16 protein-coding genes are annotated in these 22,665 nt (G+C 46.1%); 1 reads left to right on the top strand and 15 read right to left on the bottom strand.

Going from position 1 to position 22,665, the window contains the following annotated elements:
- Positions 1-60: 60 nt before the first annotated feature.
- The 11 genes from FIM25_RS15780 to FIM25_RS15730 form a co-directional block, all read right to left on the bottom strand.
- On the bottom strand, positions 61-1,596 hold the full coding sequence (locus tag FIM25_RS15780) for a class I SAM-dependent methyltransferase (RefSeq protein ID WP_139450821.1): 1,536 nt from the start codon (positions 1,594-1,596) through the stop codon (positions 61-63).
- Between the two features lie 143 nt (positions 1,597-1,739).
- A complete protein-coding gene (locus FIM25_RS15775) occupies positions 1,740-3,113 on the bottom strand; it encodes a SapC family protein (protein WP_179953454.1) in 1,374 nt (457 codons plus the stop codon).
- An 84-nt stretch (positions 3,114-3,197) separates the two neighbouring features.
- Entirely contained in the window at positions 3,198-4,724 is a 1,527-nt protein-coding gene (locus tag FIM25_RS15770) for a DegT/DnrJ/EryC1/StrS family aminotransferase (protein WP_139450819.1), read from the bottom strand.
- Positions 4,714-5,007: a hypothetical protein gene (locus tag FIM25_RS15765; protein ID WP_139450818.1), complete on the bottom strand. Its 294-nt coding sequence runs from the start codon at positions 5,005-5,007 to the stop codon at positions 4,714-4,716. Before FIM25_RS15765 ends, FIM25_RS15770 begins: the two co-directional genes overlap by 11 nt.
- A 138-nt stretch (positions 5,008-5,145) precedes the next feature.
- The gene (locus tag FIM25_RS15760) at positions 5,146-5,298 is read right to left on the bottom strand and encodes a WxcM-like domain-containing protein (RefSeq protein ID WP_139450817.1); all 153 of its coding nucleotides are present in this window, start codon (positions 5,296-5,298) and stop codon (positions 5,146-5,148) included.
- Entirely contained in the window at positions 5,295-6,173 is an 879-nt protein-coding gene (rfbA, locus tag FIM25_RS15755; protein WP_139450816.1) for a glucose-1-phosphate thymidylyltransferase RfbA, read from the bottom strand. The genes FIM25_RS15760 and rfbA overlap by 4 nt, the downstream gene beginning before the upstream one ends.
- A 204-nt stretch (positions 6,174-6,377) precedes the next feature.
- The gene (locus FIM25_RS15750) at positions 6,378-6,662 is read right to left on the bottom strand and encodes a tetratricopeptide repeat protein (protein ID WP_139450815.1); all 285 of its coding nucleotides are present in this window, start codon (positions 6,660-6,662) and stop codon (positions 6,378-6,380) included.
- Complete coding sequence (locus tag FIM25_RS15745; RefSeq protein ID WP_139450814.1) at positions 6,617-7,432, bottom strand: hypothetical protein; 816 nt, start codon at positions 7,430-7,432, stop codon at positions 6,617-6,619. Before FIM25_RS15745 ends, FIM25_RS15750 begins: the two co-directional genes overlap by 46 nt.
- Before the next feature lie 42 nt (positions 7,433-7,474).
- Positions 7,475-9,715, bottom strand: a complete 2,241-nt coding sequence (locus FIM25_RS15740; RefSeq protein ID WP_139450813.1) for an O-linked N-acetylglucosamine transferase family protein — start codon at positions 9,713-9,715, stop codon at positions 7,475-7,477.
- A 36-nt stretch (positions 9,716-9,751) separates the two neighbouring features.
- Positions 9,752-10,552, bottom strand: a complete 801-nt coding sequence (locus FIM25_RS15735) for a SapC family protein (RefSeq protein ID WP_179953453.1) — start codon at positions 10,550-10,552, stop codon at positions 9,752-9,754.
- A 121-nt stretch (positions 10,553-10,673) separates the two neighbouring features.
- A complete protein-coding gene (locus tag FIM25_RS15730) occupies positions 10,674-13,625 on the bottom strand; it encodes a DUF4214 domain-containing protein (protein ID WP_179953452.1) in 2,952 nt (983 codons plus the stop codon).
- 1,584 nt (positions 13,626-15,209) lie between these two features.
- On the opposite strand from FIM25_RS15730, the gene FIM25_RS15725 reads away from it, so the two are divergent.
- A complete protein-coding gene (locus tag FIM25_RS15725; RefSeq protein ID WP_179953451.1) occupies positions 15,210-15,848 on the top strand; it encodes a YagK/YfjJ domain-containing protein in 639 nt (212 codons plus the stop codon).
- 1,351 nt (positions 15,849-17,199) lie between these two features.
- Here the strand turns inward: FIM25_RS15725 and FIM25_RS15720 are convergent.
- From FIM25_RS15720 to FIM25_RS15705, 4 genes are all read right to left on the bottom strand, one after another.
- The gene (locus tag FIM25_RS15720; protein ID WP_179953450.1) at positions 17,200-19,431 is read right to left on the bottom strand and encodes an AAA family ATPase; all 2,232 of its coding nucleotides are present in this window, start codon (positions 19,429-19,431) and stop codon (positions 17,200-17,202) included.
- Between the two features lie 87 nt (positions 19,432-19,518).
- The gene (locus tag FIM25_RS15715) at positions 19,519-19,851 is read right to left on the bottom strand and encodes a hypothetical protein (RefSeq protein ID WP_139450656.1); all 333 of its coding nucleotides are present in this window, start codon (positions 19,849-19,851) and stop codon (positions 19,519-19,521) included.
- 14 nt (positions 19,852-19,865) lie between these two features.
- Positions 19,866-21,674 (bottom strand): cobaltochelatase CobT-related protein, encoded by a 1,809-nt coding sequence (locus FIM25_RS15710; protein WP_139450808.1) that lies wholly within the window; start codon positions 21,672-21,674, stop codon positions 19,866-19,868.
- A gap of 11 nt (positions 21,675-21,685) precedes the next feature.
- Positions 21,686-22,665, bottom strand: a 980-nt coding sequence (locus FIM25_RS15705) for a DUF3150 domain-containing protein (protein WP_139450807.1), incomplete at its 5' end; no start/stop codon positions are given.

Below are 22,665 nucleotides of genomic sequence, written 5' to 3'. Positions count from 1 at the left end.
GTATAATGCCGWGCACAGGGCAGGCACAAAGAACCTGCCCTGTGCACGGCATTATACCCCCTACCCCACCTGCAGGGCCTTCAGTACGGGAAGCTGCTTTTGGGCAAACTCCTCAGCCTGCAGGGTAAGCTCTGCGATGTTTTCTTCCATGGTGTCAAGGGCCTTGCCTTCCTTCACGATGCGCTGGCCCTGGGATGCCAGTATATCCCAGACAAAGGCGGCCTGTTCYGCAGGCTGTTTTTTACCCTTGGCCGCTGCAAGCAAATAGAGCTGCTGGAACCGCCCCACCTGTATGCCGCTGCCCGTAACGGGGCTTGCAAGGTAGCTGATGTCTCCGCTGCTGCGGGCTTTGTCCATAATAAAGGCGTTCAGCTTATCCGTGCGCTTTYTCATCTTCTGGATGACACCATCCTCCTGAACGGCKGCAAAATGACCCGCACCGGCAAGCACCATCACAGACTGCAAGACCTGCACAAAGCTGATSTTCTTTTCWTCCATGGCCTTTACTATCTGGCCTATGGTTTTGGGCTTATGGTCTGCCATGAAATCCAGAATGGGAAGATARACACCCTCGTTCATGGTGGCYTCGCCCAAAGTGCCGTTTACCTTCAAAGATATRTCCGGYCTGTGGGATACCAGCACCACCCGCTGCTCCCGGATGCTTTCGGCCTGCTCYAAGGGCTGGAGCTTCCGAATGCCCTTGACCCAGTAATCCCTTCGGAACTGCTGGTTCACCATGAAATCCCGGACAGTCTCACGGAAGAGAGGATGGGGAATGTCCTTTAACAGGGCCTGCTGCTCTTCGGTGAGGTTCAGGGCATCTATGTGATCCATGTAATGGGCGGAACAGGCATAGGAGAGTTTGGCAGGCTCCAGCCATTCGCCCATGGTGGATACATGCATGGGGTGCCAGTCTTTGTTGAAATACTCATGGGCAAGGTAATGGCGGTTCTGCTCCTTCACCTTGGTAAGCCTGTCGGCTATCTGGGTGTTGGCACGGGCGTAAAGGGGCTGGGTAGCCATGAGCTTTTCTGCAAAATTCAGGGATGCGTCTATGCGGCTCAAGATACCGCTGCCCTCGGCACCCATGACCTCGGAATGCTCTGTCATCAGATGACGCATGGGAGCAAAGGCGGCCCAGCCGGGTAAGGTGTTGTAGCTGATGTACAGCACACCGCCCACATTGAGTTTTCTGCGGATGAAATCCACAATCACAGCCCGGTTTTCATCGGATATCCAGCTCCAGATGCCGTGCAGACCGATATAATCAAAGCCGGGAAGGTCGTCTTTGGCACAGAACTCATCAAAGGCTGCATCGGAAAGATGAAGATCCGCACCGGAGATATCGGCAAGGCCCCTTGCAAAGGCTGCCTGTGAAGGGTTGAAGTCCGTACCATGCCAGATACCGGGGGATGCGGCTGCGTGGATGTTCACACTCAAACCCTGACCAAAACCCAGCTCACAGGCGGTTTTTACTTCGGGATAGACAAGGCCTGCGTTCAGAAAAGCAAGGCGCAGCAGCAGGGGGTTCAGCTCTTTGTAGTATCCGTAGGTATAGCCGATATCCGATACATAACCCGATGACCAGTCTGACATGGTGATCCTTTCAAGGGTTTCGAAAATTATAAGCCATTATTTTTTGACAGCATCTCGAAAAGTCAAAAGCCCGAGGGTTTCACAGCTACAACATACTGAGAATATAAGGCCGCAAAAATTAAAAAATACGGGAAAACCGCTGTTTAAAAACTCAATCTTTCAAAATGCTTAAGGGATGCCAGATGAAGATAAGCCGCCTGCATGGTACCATTCCTCACCCACTTTGCCAAAGTTGCATCATCCTGCTGAACAAGAAGATCCGCATCAACCATACGAAAGCCATTGAAAATATCTGGTTTATTCTTTGAAGCACGGACCGTGACATTTTTCTGAACCAAAACACCACTGGTTTCTAACTCAGACAACACGTACTGAGAGGCAACCCGGCCCTGCTCCCATGCCATAAGCTTACTTTGAATCTGCTGTACGAATGGAGAAAGCTTACCTTCTGCGGTACAAAGATCATGCCCTGTATTATTTAAAAAATGTGGGGCATCAACATCAAGGGCGAGTACCATTGTACCCTCTTCATGCCCTTCAAGCTGTGCCAGAGCAAAAGGATAATGCTGCACAGCCTCAGGGACTTTACCAGCAATCCAGGCTCCTTCATTATCCACAAAAACATTACGTTCCTCAAAACCAAGAAGTGCCGTCAACTGAACAGAGCCTTCTAAAGGGAATATAACTGGATAAGAAAAAGCCAGGTCAATAAGCTCCCCTGCCCCGACAGGAACACTTGTAATCCGGGCTGCAAACCCGTACCCATCTACTGGCTGATACTTTAAATTCCTGTGTGTTATTGTATTAAAAGCAGTAAGTGACTTGTACATAAGATAAAACCTCTTAAAATGATTTCTACAGGATATCAATTCGTCTGACCTGTCTTTTATGGCAATCCCACTGCTCACACTGGCTTTATGGCTGGCCATCTCTGCTACGAAACAGGCATACTTTGAATTACTTTCTGAAATCAAAACAGCATGGGGGTGGACCCGTTCCCTAGCCATAAACCTGTCCAGCCATCGGAGAAAAAAACCAAACCCCAAACTATATAGCCAGCCCAAAAAAACGAAAGGAATGGCAAGAAAAGCAGACCAGAAAACAAATACGGCGAGACCATCCCGATATGCCCAAAGACCCATAGTGACAGCAGTAAGTGTCGTCAATAATGCCATAAACCATGGCAACCATAAAGCTAGCCATTTGTTTTCTGAAAAAGGCCGAGCTGGCAAATACATTATCTGCTGTTCGGTAAGCCATGCAATGGCAAAAGCACGGGCAATCTCCTCTGGCGCATACCCCTGGTTCAGCAAGCTTGACAGACGACCAGAAATAACATTTGAACTTGCTTTACGATTCTGCATAAACTGAAAAAATATCTTCTGCCCTTCATCAACAAAAGCTTCGCCACCTCCTGTTTCACACAAGAGGGATTCTTTCAGACTCACTTGCTGACACCATTTTTCATATTCCGGCAGATCTCTGCAACAGACAGCCTTCCATCCCCATTGTTTCATCACTGGATACACTCCCATATTCTCTTCAGCCTAGCTTTTTGAAAGCACCATGTAGTCCCATAAAAACCATTAAGAAGGGAGGCCTTAGCTAAACTCATTGAAACCCTTTATCACCTCAAACACTTCATCATCAGGAATTGTCGGCCCCATGGGCAGACTCAAAACCTCCTTATGAATCTGCTCCGTAAGGGGTAATCTAATCCCCTTCCATGCCCCATAAGCTTTCTGTTTATGGGGAGGTACAGGATAATGGATCAGGGTCTGGATACCCTTTTCAGCGAGATATGCCTGCAATTCATCCCGTCTCTGACAACGCAGCACAAAAAGATGGAAAACATGGGAGCCATCCTCCTTCCAGGCAGGGAGTAAAATTTCAGGGTGATTTATGCCCTCCATGTACTGCCTTGCCACAGCCTGTCTTTTTTCAATATCCCGATCCAGATGGGGAAGCTTCACCCTCAAAAGGGCTGCCTGCATTTCATCCAGCCTGCTGTTCACTCCCTGATAAAGGTTTTCATATTTTTTATGACTTCCGTAATTGCCAAGGGCACGAATGGTGAGGGCCAGCTCTTCATCATGGGTGGTAACGGCTCCGGCATCGCCTAAGGCCCCAAGGTTTTTTCCCGGATAAAAACTGAAACCAGCCGCATCCCCCCAGCTTCCTGCCTTTTTACCGCCGATGATGGCACCATGGGCCTGGGCCGCATCTTCCAGCACCAGAAGATCATGCTTTCTCGCAATTTCCATGATGGTTGGCATATCCGCCATTTGTCCGTAAAGATGCACAGGCAGGATGGCCTTTGTTTTTGAATCCAGAGATTTAAGAATTTCTGAAGGGCTGATATTGAAAGTTGCAGGATCCGGCTCCACCAGTACGGGGGTCAGACGGTTTTCCGTGATGGCAAGAATACTGGCAATGTAAGTATTGGCCGGAACAAGGATCTTATCCCCTTCCTTGAGCCTGCCCATTTCCTTCCAGGCCCTGAGGGTCAGGGTCAGGGCATCCAACCCATTGGCAACACCAATGCAAAAGGGTGTTCCGCAATATGATGCAAATTCCGATTCAAAGGCTTTCACCTGCTGGCCCTGAATGTACCAGCCACTGTACAGTACCCGATCAAAGGCCCTTTCAAGGCCTGAGGCATGGGCTTGGTTGATGGCTTTCAAATCCAGAAAAGCAATGTTCTTTTCTTCCTGAACCGGAAGGGATAAAAAATCATCTATGGAAACCGCATACTCGGAAGCACGAAGGAAAGCCGTATTACGGGTGATGATTTTTGCCCCGACAATCTTTGCGGATGCTTCGATGAGGTAATCCTCAGTGTCCCTTTGGAACAGGGGATCATTCAAATCCAGATAGGCCGGTGTTTTGATGAGGGTAAAAAGTTTCAAAAAAAGCTGCCATTCTTCATGAAGGATATGCAGAGGTCTGCTTTTTTTACCTTCCTTAAAAAAAATAAAAGCTACCGTATGCAACTGGGAGGTGGAAAGGTAAACAGCTGGAAGGGATTTCAGCTTTTGAAAAAGCTCATAGGTTCTTGGAGATGTATCCAGCCTGTCCAGCAGAATATCCAGTGCGATGTTCACATCTATGAGAAATTTATTTTCCATATTTTTCCATCAGGGCTTCGGCAAGAATGTCGTCATCACTGCGGCTGCTGGTATGGTTATAGTTTTCCGGAAGGTGTTTCAGCTTGAAGGAAAGATAGTCATCCCCGCCTAAGATATCGTTAAGCTCCCTGAGCTTAGCGATGGTATCGCTTTGACCAACCCAAAACAGCATGGCTTCAAGGGAAGGGTCAATTTCCACATAAAAGGAATCCAGCTCCAGATCCCTATTTTCCAGAATCGGAATAACATAACTAGAGCCCTGTCTTATGACTTTGACCTTCATCTTTCTGGTTCCTGTCTTTTACAAAAAATTACTTCAATGCTTCTGAAGCAAGTTTTTTCCAGTTTTTATGAAGTTCTTCATCGGAAATAAATTTATTATCTCCGGAAAAATAAATTCAGAGTTTGAAACCGCAGGAATTTATTCTGTGCACAGGGCAATGACTTCACTGGTTCCGAAAATATAGTACACCCTTTTTATCTCAAAGGGGATATTCATTCCGCCCTCAAAGGCCACAAGGGAGCCTCTTTCATCCCCCCGTACAGCAAAATCAATCCAATGCAGAAGTGTCATGTTTTCTCCCTGCAGAGCCTCAACAAATACTGCCCATAGCCTGATTTTTTCAGTGCGTTTCCTGCTTTTAAAACATCTTCCCGACTCAGCCAGCCATTGCTCAGGGCAATTTCTTCGAGGCAGGCAACCTTTAAGCCCTGCCGTGTTTCTATGGTCTGTACAAACATGCCTGCTTCCTGAAGACTTTCATGGGTTCCCGTATCCAGCCATGCAAAGCCCCTGCCCAGAAGCTCCACATGCAGGGTTTGACGCTTCAGGTATTTCTGATTGATGCTGGTGATCTCAAGCTCTCCCCTGTCCGAGGGTTTTACCTCTTTTGCAATACTAACTACATCATTGTCATAGAAATAAAGGCCTGTAACAGCATAATTGGATTTCGGATTTACGGGTTTTTCTTCAATGGAAACCGCCCGCCTGTTTTCATCAAAGGCCACAACGCCAAAACGTTCCGGATCTTTCACCTGATATCCGAACACCGTGGCCCCTTTTTCCCTTGCTGCGGCTTCTTTGAGTTTGGGGGTAAAGCCCTGACCATAAAAGATGTTATCCCCCAGCACCAGACAAACCTTATCTTTTCCGATGAAATCTTCACCAATGATAAAGGCCTGGGCCAGGCCATCCGGGCTGGGCTGTACGGCATAACTTAAATGGATGCCAAAATCCGAACCGTCACCAAGAAGTCTCTGGTAGGAAGACTGGTCTTCCGGGGTTGTGATCACAAGGATATCCCGGATACCCGCCAGCATGAGTACCGAGAGGGGGTAGTAGATCATGGGTTTATCGTAGATGGGCAGAAGCTGTTTGGATACCCCCCTTGTGATAGGGTACAGCCTTGTGCCGGAGCCTCCGGCGAGAATGATACCTTTGGTGGTCATGGGTTTCCATTCTATCTTGACTGGCAAAGCAGAAAATCAGTTTATTATGGTTGGATTTCAGCCTTCGCATGACGGACAATAAAAATAAAATAAAACTATCTTATTAATAAAAAAACATTTTTTAATACGTCGCCCCATGCCAGTTGAAACCGAGTTGCCGACTTCAAATCTTAACTAAGCCTCTAAAAAATATAGATTATATATTTAGAAAGATGATATTAATTTTAATGCAATCTTGTAATTATGTAAAAATTTTTCATTGCTAGGATTTATTATCAGTGACTTTTTTACTAATTCAAGGCCACAAATATCTTTCATTTGAATTAATGCCATCCCCATGTAATGCAGGGCTTCGGTATTAGATGAATTCTTTTTTAAAATTTCTTTATACCCCTCAACCGCCTGAGCAAAAAGACCATGTCTTTGATAATCCTTACAAAGGCTTAAAAAGTCAATAATATCAAGCCCCCCCCCCCGTAAAACAAACATATTTTTTGAGCCAGAAGTCTCGGCCCTTGAGAGGCGGGGTAAAGGTGATCACTATCGCCAAAGCAAGAGTCAAAAGAAGTGCAGGAATAAAGATCAAGAACATCTGCTTCTCTGCGATAAACATCATCAAATAAAAAAGATGTTTCAGGCATTCTTTCCTTGTAATCCGGATGGGCCGGCGATAGGACAATAAGAACTTTGTGCCCATGCTTTCGAGCCATAATCAAAATTTTGTCCAACCAGTGCAGTTCTTTTTTGCCTTTGTTATAAAAAAGATGCCCCGCTGCCCTTTTGTCGATATAATCACCCGAAAAAAAATAACGGGTATTGGTTCTACGAAATCCATCATAAAGCAAAGGGGTCTTATCTGGAACAAAACCTTTGACTTCATTCAAATTATGCAAATCTGGATCATCCGGAAGATTCAGACCAAAAACTTTACAAAAAGCAAGATATCTCGTTTTTTCAGAACTCTTTAACAGATTAAACCCGGGAGAAAAAACGGAAAAAAATAAAATGATATGACAAAGTTTTTCAAGACGTGGATAATGTTCATTATTTTGAAGAATATGCTCATAAAGCTTAAAGCTAAGGCACAAATCCTGGGATACAGAGCAAAGATTAAAGGCATTTCCTAACCAGAAAGGATTAAATCCGTAATCACCATGGCTGGAACCTAATGCAAGGTAATGAATAGGGCTGCCATCACAGCTAAGGCCCTTTCTTTTTGACATTAGGTCAAAAGCAGTTGATTCAAGAAGCGTTGTCAAATTTATCCCCCAAGCATCAGGCCTTTAAATAGAAAAACCAGATTAGTTCACATCATCTTTTTTTTGTAACAGAGTCTGAGCATACCTGTAATTTTCCTGAAACTTTAGATTATGGGGTTCAAGCTGCATGGAAAGCCTTATTCTCTGCATACCACTTACATGGCCTGCCTGCATTTCAGCCAGCCCCAGATAATGAAGGGCTTCCGCATGATGGGGGGCACGCTCCAGTACGGCCACATAGCCCTGAGCAGCCTGACGCATCTTCTTATTACGGTGATAAGACTTAGCCCTTTCCATGGCCCAGCGCACAAAAGTAGGAGTATCCTGCTGAGCAAGATTCTGTACAAGACAATACTGTTCTGTAAATTTTTCATTGTCAGGCTCTGCTTCTGTTGCATTTTTCAAATAGACAAGGGCCTGTTCAAAGTTTTTTTCTTTAATTGCAACCAAGCCAAGGCCATAAAAGGCTTCACCATTGAGGGAGTCCTGATTTAATACACGGCTAAACTCACGGCGGGCAAGCACAAGCTTTTCATTACGAAGATAGCTTTGGGCACGTTCAATCTTAACATGTACAGATTCTGTAAGCAATTCACCTTTCCCTGACCCTGAAGGTACAGTAGAGATGCTTTTATTGTATTCTTTTAAAGAACAACGTGATGATTGCTGATCTGGATACGACAGATCCGGTATTTTGATATGATCCGGATTAAGCCCATTTTCATAACGGTAAAAAGCCAGCTCATAACCTTTTTCCAAATGGCGTGAAAAAAGCTCCATATCAAAAAGAGGAGACTGCATCAGTGCCTGCTCAAGACGAGTTCTGATTTCAGTACGGTAATCCTCATCTTTCCCCAGAACAACTGCCATATCAATATAATTAGCTACGGAATTCTGAATAAGCTCATCAAGTCTCAGGTTATGAAGCTTGCTGCCAGGCCCTCTGCTAGAAAAAGCATTTGCCGTAAAGGTTACAAGGGGCACCCTTGCCCAAAGTGTATCCATAGCGGTTGTACCCATCGTGTAAGGCCATGTATCCAAGGCAATATCCGCCTGCTGTAAACGACTCAAATGGTCAAGGTGCGGTATACCCGGTGAAAAAATCAGACGGGCAGGGTCTATATTGCGCTTTGCAGCTTCTTTCTGGAGCTTCTGATTGTTTTTTTTGTTTTGCCCATACAACCATAATACGGAGTTTTCTACCTCTTTAAGAATACACATCCATGCATCAAAGGATTCTCTTGATATCTTATACTGCCCGTTAAAACAGCAATACACAGTCTTGTCTTCAGGAAGCCCAAGGTCACGACGTATGGGAGGAGGAGGTATAACACGCTGGGTATCAACGGGCATCCAGTGATGGGGAAGCCAAATTAATTTTTCGGAAAATGCCTCACTGGCTATTTCCTCCGGAGCAAAAAAAAGATCCTGTATCTGATAATCAACAATACCTTCACCTAAAGTGGCGCCAAAGCCCAGCCATGTCATCTGAACAGGAGCAAGCCTGTGGCGGCACAGCCATACTTTTGTACCTGCAGTATCACCGTTCAGGTCTACCAGAATATCCAGTTCATCACTCCGGATTCTTTCAGCCAGCTCAATATCACTTAAATCACGACATGGGACCACACCATCAAAGGTTGCCAGTATGCGTGACCGCCATGGAGAGGCCGGGGCTTCTGCAAGATCATAGGCGATGGTTTCAAACCGGGTTTTATCATGGTGCTCCAGTACCTGAACTAGTAGCTGGGTAACAGGATGCACCTTAAAGTCAGAGCTCATGTATCCGACACGAAGCCTTCTGCCTCTGGCAGGTAGTCTTGTAAAATCACCGGGAGCAAGGGAGCTTATGTCGCCTGACTTAAAACCACTAATAAAAGCATTGGCAAGCATTAAATAATCAGAATTTTTCAGGCCGGGCATGGAAAGATGCTGAAAAAGCCCTGAAGGCTGCAGCACACCGTCTTTCACCTGCTTCAGATAGCAGGGAACGAGTTTATCGAGAAGCTCCCAGCTTAAGGATGAAACAGCAGCACGGATGCGACCGTAAAGAAAACTATCCGGGTGAGGATGACCAAGGTTGGCAGCTCTGTTGAAATGCTCCAGAGCTCCGTGGGGATCCTTTTTATTAATTAACAGATACCTTGCCTTTACAGCAATGAGAAGGGGATTTCTTGGATGCCGGCGATAAAATTTACGGAACTTTACCAATGCCTGCTCGTCACCCTTTTCCATTTTCATTGCCAGTGTATTAAGCTCACCAACTGACAAATCCATCTTCATAAATCAGCTCCGAAGCATAGGATAAAAACAAAAATTCTAAAATTTGATAATATCATCATCATTTTCACCAAAAATTTCATCCAGATCGATACTGTCAATCTCAATGGCACTTTCTGCGGCACCCTGCAGATTGTAGAAATTCACAAGCTTTTTCAAGCGGGACTGGGAAAAAAGCTGAGCGTATATTATGGCCATGGCTCCAGACACTGCTAAGTCATACACGGCTTCCTGTGTCAGCTCACGGATACGCTGCTCATTTATACGAAAAAGGCCTCCTACGGGAATCACCTCGCCTTCCGGAGTTGTCAACTCTATAGGCCAGTGCTGCATCAGCTGAAGATCGTCTAGTTGTGCAACCAGCTTGCGGGTCAACTCCATGGTACGGTAATGCGCACTAAGATAACTGACAATACGACTGACAGGCGGAGTCAGCTCACCAGCTGAATCAAAAATCCGTACAGCATCATCATCTGCGGCAGGTATCTGTATTCCCTCACTGCTGATATCCATGCACAAAACCGGCTTATTATTGCTGGTTTCCTTCATGACCATAAAAGGATGTGCCCTGTAACAGGCTGGAATGTACTGGCCAGCCCAATGGCCTGTACTGCTCAGAAAAACATTGTCTCCCGGCCTCAAGCCCTGAACGGCAACCAGCTGAAAAACTCCGGTTTCGGCCGACCGGGAAAAAGCAAGGGGCATTTCAGAAAGCAGGTGAGATATTTCTGCCACGGATACTGGAGCCACGGGCTCTGCTGCAAAACGGTAGTTGGTCAGCTTCTTCCATCCTGCCGTTTTATGCTGTTTATAATTAATGACCACCCAGTCAGACATCATTTGCCTCCTTACAATACAGGTCATCGCAAAATAAAATACCAAAAAAAACCCGCCCCTTGCGAGGCGGGTTCTAGTCAAGATTCACTCAAAAAGAGCTTAAGTTACATCCAGTCAAATTATGCTACGCAATTAACTCATAATTTGTAAGGCCCTGCAACTGTATCAGCATTTCATTATTAGTTCCATCTGCAATCACCCAGACATCATTGTTGTAGAGTACACCAACGGTATTTGCAGTGCTACTACCATCAGCAGCAAATGCTACAACCTTAATATCGGTAGCTGTGATATTGGAAAAGCGGTCAAATCCATTCATATCATCTGCGATACTGCTCATCGCAGTGGCATCGACGTCACCTGCAGTACTGCCAGCAGTAACACCCTGCCATCCATCATCAGTAGCACCAAGAAGCACATCCCTGCCTGCAACAAAATCTTCGATCAGAACATAGGAATTCTCTCCACTAGTTCCCGCAACTTCAAAGATATCCCTGCCAGCACCGCCCGTCAGGGTAGCCGTGCCGCCTTCATTCAGCGTAATACCGATGTAGTCTGAGCTGCTGCCGCCTCTTACTGTAATGGTGTCCCTTGCTTCAACTTCGATGAAGTTCGTACTGATACGAGACCCTGTGACCGAAGCCGTTGAACCAGTACCATTATACTCTGCAACACTAACCGCAAAGCGGCCGGTAAGGGCAGAGGCGTCATAATCTACATTGAGCGCTTCTGAGCCAGCTGCAGTTGCATCACCAAGAGACATATCGCTTATAAAACTATCAGCATCAGTACCATCTGTTGCAATAGCCCCATTCAGGAATCCACTGTCAGTTCCCTCTATGGTAGCACCCGTCAGATCCACAGCACCACTGCCAACAAAGGTTGCTGATGCAAGACTTTCCATTTCCGCTGCGATGGAAAGAACGCCTGTTATGCCAACAGCTGAAACGGATTCAAGTGAAGCAAGGCTGGAATCTTCCGTAATGAGGGCATAACCACGAACACCCGAAAGATCAATCGTTTCCAAATCTGGAGCAATCAGCTTAATATTTGCATTGGCTACTTTACCAGAAAGCTGTTGCGCTTTGGCAAAGTTCATTTCTGCTGCATCAGCGGCAGTTCCAAAACCCTCAAAGACATTATCATCTGTAAAGTTAAACTGGCCAATATCTCCAGCAGCATCAATCAATACACTGTTGGCATGGGAAGCTGAGAGAGTGCCGGTAAAGGCTGTAAGCTCTTCACCTGAAACAAAGGCGGGGGTGCCAAGTACAGCTACTGCTGTAATATCAGCCGTTGCTTTTGCTGATGCAACATTCAATGTGACCATATCCGATTCCAGGGAGTTAATCTGTACTTCACCCCCAAAGCGGCTATGTGCCACAATGTCAACATTTACCAAGGATGCATTGATAGAATTTACTGTTAAATTAGAATTAGTAGGTGCAATCTCTCCAAGCTTACTGGATGAACAGCATGGGAGAGCAATTGTCGGTGCTACAGTTTGCACATTCAGAACGCCAAAGCCATCATAAACGACATTTCCCTGTGCATTATTTGCAGCTTTTATAGTCATCGTATCATTATTAACCATGTCAGCAAATGTTCTGTTACCAGTACCCGCAATCGTAACAGCCGCTAATCCAGTTACACCAGCCCCAACAAAGTTAATGTTTGCACTAGCTGCGGTTCCTACAAAAACAGCAGCTTCTACATCTTTCATAACGGGTGCCAAGGTATGATTACCAGCACCATGATTAATTTTCAACACGCTCAGCCCGGCAGTGGAACCTTCAATATTGGCAGCTATATTCAGAGATGTAGCGTTAACCTCAACCTGTGAAAGATTTCCCTTGCTGAATTTTATGTCTTGAAGACGATTCTGGGTTACATCCGTAAGATCAGCTGTAATTTTCCCGTTCACGGATGAAGCATCAAAAGCAGAAAGAGCTGGAGCCACTGCAGTAATACTAGCAGATCCTTCACCGGTAAAGGTAAGGGTTTTGCTCGCAGCCTGTGCAAGGTTAAGATAATTATTCCCCTCTAAATTCACAGTAGTATGCTCTATCCCAACTGCTTTTACCGTTACATTCTGCTGAGCAATATCTGCTTTGTTACAGAAATGCTGGGCCGCAGACCCCACATTTTTTACGGCCAGATCCATACTGTCTTCGAGACCACTGACTTTGCCGGATGCAAATACAATATTAAGATCACCACTCTTCTGGTCATTAACCTTAACGGTAAGATCTTCGGCACTCTGTACATCATTCAGAGCTATGCTTCCCTGTCCCGGATTCAGAACATAGGTGGTAACACCTTCTGTTCCCTTGGAACTGAAACTTAAATTCCGGGCAAAGGAAACATTGTTGGTAAGCTCAACCGTTTCAACATTCTTCATGAAACCAGAACCGGAAAATCCACTGAAGTTTTTACCCATTTCAACCTGAAGGGTATTGTTCCCTGCACCACCATCAATCTCATCAGACGTATCCAGAGTATTTTTAGATGGCTGATTATCCAGAATACCCTTAATGGTATCGTTATTATCCGTAGAACGAACCACGTCATCTTCGGTCAGACCATCGGGAAGTTCTGCATCGGCAGCAAGGATAATGTCCTTACCAGCAGTGAGGGTGATGGTCTCACCGGGAACGCCGGGATCGGGGACGTCTGCATCAACTTTTTCCTTAGCTGCGGCAACAGTAGACTCATCATCTGTTACCTCGGAAACATATCCCACAAACTCATCAAGTTCAGAAACTTTAAGGTCTTCTCCGGGTACCTTATCTGCCGTGTAATCGGATACTGCAACACGGTTGTTAAAGGTAGCATAACCCACAGGATCAATTTCTTTATTATCTTCTATAGCGGCTATAAATTCTGCGGCTACTTCACCTCGGCTCGCACCACCTTCAAGGGATGCCACCCAGTGATCAAGGCCTTCTGCATCCGGAGCTTTATTCATGGTATTGAGATAAAGCATTTCTACAAAGGCTGCATCATCATCATACTTATCACCATAAAACTCTTCAGCAGCATCGGTTTCAACCATGCCCTGAGCTGCAGACTGCATGTCTTCCGCACCCTGCCAGAACTTGTTACCTGCACCTTCGGAAGCCCGGCCGAACAGTGCCACATAAAGTTGAGAAACCTGCATTTTAGCTCATGGAAATCAAAGCACTCACAGTGTCGCTACCTACCATACACAGTCTTCAAATATCACAACAGAACAATTCCTTCCTGTGGCTGTAAAAAGCCATAGGAGGGAACAATCCCTTCCAATCAATTTCTAYAYAGCAAAACCGCTCAAACAAAACCCTGCAATAAAACAGCACCACTTACAATCMTAAAGGGCATTACCCCGCAACACTCCAGTCATGCAATCTTTAAAATCTGATCTGAGCTTTACCTACTTAAAGCCAAAACAARGGCCATATGAAAGAGYWTCAGGCTTAAAAAGCTCTAAGCAGGCATGGATTGCTACGGGTACTTTTTAAAGACCAAGGCTTAATGCAAAGAAAAGCCATAAAAGCAGCCATAGATGTGCSTGAAAGCACAAAAACAATCTACAGCCGACAAAGACAACAAAAACACTCCATGCAGCCTTACAATCAAAATAAAGATCTGTGAGCATTAAAAGCATCAACAGCAGTTAAGAACTTTGAGAGTGGTTTGGCCCACCTAMAAGCTCCAAACTACATTAAGCAGCAAAAAAAAGCAGATACCATGAATGCAAACGGTGAGAGACCAAAGCAGCTATGCAAGAATCTCCTTGTCCGGCACGAGAGGTGTATCCATACGGTAAGCCTCCTACCTGAAAGGGCTACCACCCCTGCCGTGTGATATGGTCAGCGGATCTGGATATTCATAGAGCGACTAGGGCTATRCAGATTGTCCTTAGCGCCATGCTTAGTCTTCTTATACTATAAGAATAACTCTCGTAATCCCTACTGCCGAGTATTGCCGTAAAACGATTCCCCACAGCCCGTTGACTTCCTACTTAACGAATTAGCCATTACTAGGTTTTATGTATTATCTTATTACTACCACTAACCGTACTACTGACTACCACTAAACGTACTACCACTAACAGCACTACTAGCAACCGTATTCTCAGTGTATTTAATACATTACCACCAACAACATTCCCAGTGTATTTACTGCATTAACCACATTAACAGCATTGGCATTACCACACAGCTACCTCTTATACCATTATTATCAACCACTTACTCCACTGCCATTCACAGCATCAGCAAACGACACAAGACCTGCGCACAGCGTAAGCGCAGGTCATCTACAGTACAGACACCATTACACCTCTCATCACACGCCTACTACTGACTCCTTTACGATTGTACAGTTATGGGTCTGCGCTTACGCTGTGCGCAGCCCTGACTGACTGGCTGACTGACTGACTCCTCTCCGTAGCCCAATCACTGACCTCTTTTAACAACTGCTACCTCCTGACCTGCATGTACATCCACGGGTCTGCGCTTACGCTGTGCGCAGCCCTGACTGACTGGCTCCTCTACCACTACCCCCTGATTCAGACTCAGACTGTTTAGAGTACCCACGACCACCCATTTTTTTTTTACAGAGAGTCCCCATGCTCATAGGCAGACACCCACACCACTTTCATTCAACGGAGGACATCATGGCTTATCTCACACACAGCACGACCGCAGGCACCTATCAGGACTATCCCATCAACAACGGCAGGCACGGCACCCTGGCTACCTATCCCGACCTGCTGAAAAAGATCCTCGGAGTCATGACCCACATGACGACCAGCCACAACAAAGTACTCTTCGTTCGGATGGACCTGCACTACCCCCACAGCACAGAGGCACAGCAGGGCACCATCGGCAATGAAGCACTGTCTAAGTTTTTGAAGCTCTTTAAAGAACACTACACCTACAACAAGATCGAGATGCACTACATCTGGGTACGGGAACAGTCTCCCTACTCCCTTCCTCATTACCACTGCGTCTTTCTCCTCAACGGCAACAAGATCCAAAACACATACGGTCTGATGGAACGAGCGAACCTCCTCTGGCACAAAATAGTCGGAGGGAGCGGAGGACTGGTGCATTACTGCCATAGCCACACGCCAAACGGTATCATGATCCGCAGACCTTCATCCACAGCTACGGGAGACACGCTGGCCGGACAGCAGGTACGATATCAGGAGACATTCAGCCGCTGCTTTGAGTGGGCTTCCTACCTGGCCAAAGCCAACCAAAAACAACATACGCCCAGCGGAGTGAGGAGGTTCGGAGTATCCATGTTTTGACGAGTACCTGTCTTTGACATCAGGCAGACTCCCGTGACTCTGGCTTGCTTTGTGACGGACTGCTTGCTTGCTACCATGGATTGGCTTGTTTTTGAGTTTGGTCTTTTTACCTCTACTTCCCTCTTTCAGCCAGGTTTTGTGGTTTTGCCAGATCCGGTTCTTGACTTTCCGTCACGGGTTTCCGTACTGGCTTTGGTTTTGTGGTTTTGCCAGATCCGGTTCCTGATTGCCGACCACAGCCGGAGTTTGTGTTCCRTATTTCAGACTAAAACTGTCCATCAGTATCCCAGCACCTGTTGCTCTTTTTCCTCCAGCAGACCGCAGTTTATGGTACGAGAGTGGGACTTCACCGGCATTTTCATTTTGTCACTTTGCAGGGGGGGGGCGGTTCTGTTTGGCCGTCCATTCCCCATCCACCCCGATGATCTTTCTCCTGCTTATGACTGGACTGCGGTTCGGACTATTGCAATTTACATWCCACATTCTATACAGATCGAAGCCTCGACCTCCGCCAAACGCCATTGCAATCCATATGCCACCGTACCTCTACCTGACCATGGAGACAGCAGGTTTATGACCAGAGAACCTCAATGCACACCTCTACCCAGGAGCAAGACTGACTGCCGGTGAGCTAATCCAYCAAGACTACYTGAGACACTTTTTCCAGCCCAGGCACCCATGCGCCAGAGCCAGCCATTCCCTACACGAAGCGCACCYTAGCACATTACATGYCAAGCACGACCAGGCAAAGCACAAAGGCAATCAGATCCTACCGCCAAAGAAMTCCARCTTCCCATCCACAGGGCAAGGACACCATTATGAAGCCATTTTTACCGCCCATTCTGTTCCATACGGATTCCAACCACTAACAGCCCACTCTATTCAAGCAGAATACTGATATTACTAGCCATGCAGGAACAACTCCAAGATTCCAAGGATTCCAGCCACCCCCCTAAAAACGCCCTTTTTCAGGGTTTRCCAGCCAGAACTGCACTGCTCTACAGGAATTCTTACAAAGCAGCATCCGTCCAGATTGTTTTTTCACAGCAGGTCACTTTTTTTAAAAGAGTACAGCTTTCTCCCGGCACAGCCCGTCTAAAAGATCCGTATTTCTCCCAAAAATCGACCAGCAGTATCCCTACCCTGAAGGCCTTTTTTCTCGAACCAACTCCCTCTGATCAAGGCAACATGAGACACTTGCACTATTGGCACAGGCTACAGATGTAGGCCTTAATTTTTCGAGCATAAAAAAACACCCCAGAGCCATACGCTGGCCCCAGGGTGCTTGTTTCATATCAGCCATTGTGCATAAATACACACAGCCTAAACACTAAAAAATATTTTTCAGTGGTTACTTTTCCGCTGGTTCGACATCATTTTCTACAGCCTTTTGCCACTTTTCAAGGAATTCTTTTTTCTTTTCCCCAACCTGTTTTTTCTGGGTTTCCGTAAGAGATGGCAGCTCCTCTTTCAGATAATTGTAAAAAGTTGACTGCTTGATGCCAAGCACTTTCTCTATTGTCTCTTTTTCATAACCTTGTTCTTTCAGATCTTGAGCAACGGCGGCCATAAGCTGTTTGTCAGTCAGCAGATCTTCTTTTATAGGGGCATCCACCACCTCCATCCCGAAAGCATCCTCTGTAAAAATCATGTCGAGATCGAAGGGCACAGAATCTTCAGGACTTAAGCTTCTTGCGTGGGGGAAAGAAATTTTCACCCGTTTCTGCACAGCATTATCCAGTTCAATCCTTATAACGAGATCAGCTGTTCTTTCTTTATCAATACTCCCCTGCACATCGCCTTCTCTGTTAGAATGATCCAGCACAATTACCGTCTTTCCATCCTTTCTTAACCGCCTGAACCAATCCAAAGCCTTACTTACAGCTTTTTGAGTATTGCTGGTCAATGAAACAAAATTATCCAGAATAATAACATCCCTGTCAGCAATCATTTTTTTGTTCGTTTCTTTATTCTGCCACTCTTCAGAAAGTATGTCTGTGACAGTATTACTACTACGCAAATACAAGGTAAAAGGCCAATAAATCTTACCTTCCTTAATGCTCAGAATCCTCTTAATCCTTTTCTTTGCCGCTGATTGATTTTTCATTTCCCCGTCTATATACAACACCTTCAAGGGATCAGCCGTCTTCCATTTAGCAATGACCTGATTCCCCTTGCTTAATGCATACGCCAGGCTGTAACCGAACCAAGATTTATAAGCTTTTGCAGCTCCAAATATCCAAACGATATCACCCTCCTCAATGATGGGATCAATCAACAATCTGGCATCATTTTCTTCAGGATCAAACTCCTGACCTTCCTGAATGATATTTGAAGCATCACCAATTAAACCCTGAGCTTCCCCGCCGTGCCCTTTGCTTCTGAGATACTCATCTGCTTCTACAAACTTATGATTTCCAATTTTAACATGTATTTTAGAGCATCTTGCCTTCTTTAGGCTTTTTATGGCTTCTGGCAAATGCTGCACATCCGGGCTGTTTTCTGGTAAATATAAATATACATCCCTGCCCTCCAGAGGACTCAGATCCGCATCCTTGATACCTGCAAAACCCATAAAACAGGTTGTAAAAACAAAATGAGGCGTTTTTAATTCTGGCTTTTTGCCAGACAATATTTCATCTAATTCAATACCAACATCTGGGAAATCATTTAAATCGACGTTATATGTGGGATGTACCAGATTAGCGAAGTTATCCGGTTCCTTACAGACACCAATATTAATATCTGGGGAATCAATCAAATCGAAGTTATATGTGGGAAGTAACAGATTAGTCAATTTATCCGCTTCCCATTCATTGGAAACAAAAACAATATTGGAAAAATAGAATTTATCCGTTTTTTTAGGAAGCTGATTGAGATTATAAAGACAGTAAGGCTTTTGAGGAAAAAATATTTTTACATGGTTTTCACCAAGTGATACATGCTCCCATAAAGTATAATAAACTGGTATTATATCCATACTGGGAAACTGCCAAAATTGCACAACTTGAAATAGAAATAAGTAACTCGTATAATAGTTTGAAGTATGTACGAGATTACCATCAAGAAAATTAAACACGCTAAAAAAATCTCGACTTGGAGGCACCCTTACTTGCTTATACGAATCCTTGCTCTTGCCCTTATTGTATAAATTATGCTCTTTGGCATAATCGGCTATCATAGACATGGTACTTCGCATATCTGAACTGTTTACATAACAGCAAAGATTCCATAGGTTGATTCCATAATAACAGCCCATACTATCTTCCCATCTTCCAGAAGGTAGAATAAGATTTTGAAAATATAAAGGATCAAAATAAACTATTATTATTCCATTTGAAAAGTTTTTGCCATCACTGCTAACGCTGCCACCCTTTAAAAGTCTTTTTAAAAAGTCTGTGATATTTTTTTTACTATTAAAAACAGCACCAATGGCTTCTATCCAAGAATAAAACTCTTCTTTTGATAAAGGTGTCATTGGATTAAAATAGTAGCCCATCGGCCTTTGGCTAGGAAAGAATAAATTACCATAAGCATCTAAAACTGCGGGATAATTTGAATTACCCTTTGTCACATTTTTCATAAAAATCACATCCTCCATAATGGGCATATACATAGACACAAGAACCCGCATGGGACTTTTCATCCCACACAGGCCCTGCACCCACCATCACTCTGTAAATTCTACCCTGCACCGATGGCATCTGTAAACGCCAATCACAACCCTATCCACATGCTCACCGACAGCATGACCGGCAGAAGATCCAGCCATGAACCCTGCCAATGCTCCGGCAAGMCCACCAAGCACAGCACCGACAGCCGTTCCCACAACAGGAACCACAGAGCCAACAGCACCGCCAATACTGGCTCCAGTGCCTGTTCCTGCATATCCGCCRACACCTCCAGCTACGCCMCCCATACCTGCTGCAACCCTTGAAGCCCTCTTMACCAGCACCACATGATTACTGTTTCCGCATTCAGGGCATATGATATTTTCTGTCATGKTATCCTCCGTTTCTAATTTGCCTGCTTAAAGGTACGGCCCAGCATGGTAAACACTGCCTGAGCCAGTTCGTCTAAATTGCTGATATTCACACTGCTGCCAGGAAGAAGACTATGAACCACGGGAGAGTCTATACCGATACCGTAGAACTCCACGCCCATGCCAACCCCTGCATCTATGGCCCTTACCGCCATATTCATGCAGTCTGGCATTCCGTCCGTAATGACAAACACCATTTTCCTTGGTTCTTTCAGATGGATCATTTCCTGCAACACCCACCAGATGGCTTCCCCCATGGGAGTGCTGCCCTTCACATCGAGATAAAACCTGTTATGGATAGCTTCCCCATGCCTAACCATGGGAGCCACCGTAAGTATGTCGGAATTGACAGGGGAGCATTCACCGGGAAAAGCCGTCACACCCGTATTGATGCCCACCAGCTCCAGCGTCTGGGCCACTGCATGACAAACCTGGGATGCCAGACTGATCCTTTTTCTCATGGAACCCGAAGAATCCAGCAGGATATGTACCGCCGTATTAATGCCCTGCCTGGAACCATGACGCAGAAACAGCTTCTGATTACCCTGCACCATACTGTAAAGGTTTTTGGTATTGATTTTTCCTCTTCTGGAAGGAGTGCTGCGAACATCCTTCATGGACTGGAACAAGGCATGGAACCGGTTACGCATACCTGAAGTAACGGCCCTGATCTGCCTTACTTCTTCAAGCCCTATCTCCATAAGCTCCTTGGGACTCACGGAAGCCACTTCAACTCTGTTGCTGGAACCTGCCGCTTTGGACTCAATAGTTTTGGCTATACTGCTGCCCAGATCTTCGGGCAGTTCTGATTCAGAGGCAGCAAGAAGCCAGCCGATCTTTTCAGGGGAGAGATCCGCTTCATATATGGGGACAAGATCCATACCCAGACCATCATCAAATCCCTCATCCTGAGAGCCAGAACCACCAGAATACGGGGAGTTTGAAGAGCCATTTGTACCTTTTTCATCCAGACAGCTTCCATGGGAACTATCCATGCTGCTATCCGGACTTTCAGAACCAAGGGTACCATCCTGACCGGCAGGGGAGCTGCCATCCTGACCTGCGGAACCAGAATCCTCCCCTCCTTCATTTCCTTGTTCCTGAGTTTCGGAACCAGCGGCACCACCCTCTTCCAGTTTTTCCTGATCCTGTTCACGGTCAGCCCACATATTGAGAATATCCATAATATCGTTGGCATACCGCAGACAGGCAAAGGAGTCCGGGCAATACCTTCTAACCTGTTCCAGCACCTCTTCCACCTCAGACTTAAGACCGGGCCAGCGGGTATCCAGTATCCGTGCCAGATGATCCCGTTCAATTCCAATCTCTGCCACATCCCAGGAGCGAACCGTCAGAAGAAGCCAGTTCAGGATCACCACAGAAGAATCCGCATGGGCATGACCACCACCTCCCTCCCCTGCAAAGAGACGGCGGATCAGCCAGTTGAAGTTCTGCCTGCAACCGGGGAACACAGCAGCAAGCTTTCCCTCCACACGCCAGTCTTCAAGAATGTTCCAGATGTTCTTTTCTATGGGGATCATATTGCCAAGGATGGAGAAATCCGTCTCCCGGATATGGGCAGATTCATGGTCTATGTACCCACGAACCAGCCCCATAAAATCAGGATCGGATTGTTCGGGAAGCTGGGGCAGGAAGATCACGGAGCCATTGGTATAAGCCTGGCTCCCACCAATTTCCACACGGATTCCATAGGACTTGCCCAGCACCCCAGCGAGAAGGGGAAGGGACTTTAGGATTGCATGTTTGCCTGTGTTGCCTGTCATGTTGACCTCCTTTACCAAAGTCCAAAACTGTTCAGTACGGGTTCGGGTTGACGATCTGGTACCTGTACTGCCGATTCATACTCTTCAATATCAATGGGTTCTGCGGACTCCACATCTTCCATGAAATCATTTGGAACAGATGGACAAGATACCCCTGACGGTGCCTTCAGAAGACCGTCCAGTATGGTATCCGGAGTTCTGCCATCGAGTATTTTCTGACCGTGATCCACCAGCGTATCCGGGTTACGCAGAATACAGAGAAGTCCCTGCAACATCAGCAGATCTGCCCCGTCTATGCTCCCTGTACCGGGTATTTTGGATAAAGCCGTATCCACCAGACTCAGCACCGGCGTTACCCTTGGCTCCACAAAACTAAGGCCTGAGAGTTTCTTATGGATGTACCTCAGAGGAGACAGGGCTTTTTGCGACACCTCAGACTTACCGGCATAGCTTCTCTCCCAGGCAATATCCGCTGTTTTGGCAATATCACCGAACAACCTCGAACCAAGGGTATCCAGTTCTTCATCAAGGCCCGCATCAACACCACCTGCAAGGACATCACTTTTGGGAGCCACCACCCGGAACATCTGCCAGCTAAAACCAAGGCGGCTTCTTGCATAATCCGCATCCACAACAGAGCCTGCGATGATGGACTCCCAGCCGGGATTGTCTTTGATCCATGCCTGTACGGATTCATCGTAGCTTCCCAGAAAGTCCTCCCTGGCCTGCATGAAGTCATCCCGCAGATCCATAAGACTCCTTTGCATCTCAGCCACCAGATGCTCCGGTATGGCCCAACCACCAAGGAAGCGGACACCAACGCTATCAAGGAGAGCAACAGCCCTGCCCTTCAAGGTTGAAAATATCCTCAGCTCAGCAGGGTCACAGATCCGCTTGCTGCCAAGGGATGCGATTTTCTCAGGGGGAAGATCGACAGCTTTAAAATCAGATGGGGTCAGTTTTCTTCTGGCAGTCCAGATATTCACATCCA

The organism is Desulfobotulus mexicanus, from assembly GCF_006175995.1.
Classification (GTDB): domain Bacteria; phylum Desulfobacterota; class Desulfobacteria; order Desulfobacterales; family ASO4-4; genus Desulfobotulus; species Desulfobotulus mexicanus.
Note: the sequence above shows the minus strand (reverse complement) of the source record. Positions and strands in the feature narration are given on the sequence as shown.

Coding starts and splice junctions, on each gene's coding strand:
- FIM25_RS15775 (WP_179953454.1), bottom strand. CDS start 3,113: ATGAAACAATGGGGATGGAAGGCTGTCTGTTGCAGAGATCTGCCGGAA.
- FIM25_RS15770 (WP_139450819.1), bottom strand. CDS start 4,724: ATGGAAAATAAATTTCTCATAGATGTGAACATCGCACTGGATATTCTG.
- FIM25_RS15765 (WP_139450818.1), bottom strand. CDS start 5,007: ATGAAGGTCAAAGTCATAAGACAGGGCTCTAGTTATGTTATTCCGATT.
- FIM25_RS15760 (WP_139450817.1), bottom strand. CDS start 5,298: ATGACACTTCTGCATTGGATTGATTTTGCTGTACGGGGGGATGAAAGA.
- rfbA (WP_139450816.1), bottom strand. CDS start 6,173: ATGACCACCAAAGGTATCATTCTCGCCGGAGGCTCCGGCACAAGGCTG.
- FIM25_RS15750 (WP_139450815.1), bottom strand. CDS start 6,662: ATGTTTGTTTTACGGGGGGGGGGGCTTGATATTATTGACTTTTTAAGC.
- FIM25_RS15740 (WP_139450813.1), bottom strand. CDS start 9,715: ATGAAGATGGATTTGTCAGTTGGTGAGCTTAATACACTGGCAATGAAA.
- FIM25_RS15735 (WP_179953453.1), bottom strand. CDS start 10,552: ATGATGTCTGACTGGGTGGTCATTAATTATAAACAGCATAAAACGGCA.
- FIM25_RS15730 (WP_179953452.1), bottom strand. CDS start 13,625: ATGCAGTCTGCAGCTCAGGGCATGGTTGAAACCGATGCTGCTGAAGAG.
- FIM25_RS15725 (WP_179953451.1), top strand. CDS start 15,210: ATGGCTTATCTCACACACAGCACGACCGCAGGCACCTATCAGGACTAT.
- FIM25_RS15720 (WP_179953450.1), bottom strand. CDS start 19,431: ATGAAAAATGTGACAAAGGGTAATTCAAATTATCCCGCAGTTTTAGAT.
- FIM25_RS15710 (WP_139450808.1), bottom strand. CDS start 21,674: ATGACAGGCAACACAGGCAAACATGCAATCCTAAAGTCCCTTCCCCTT.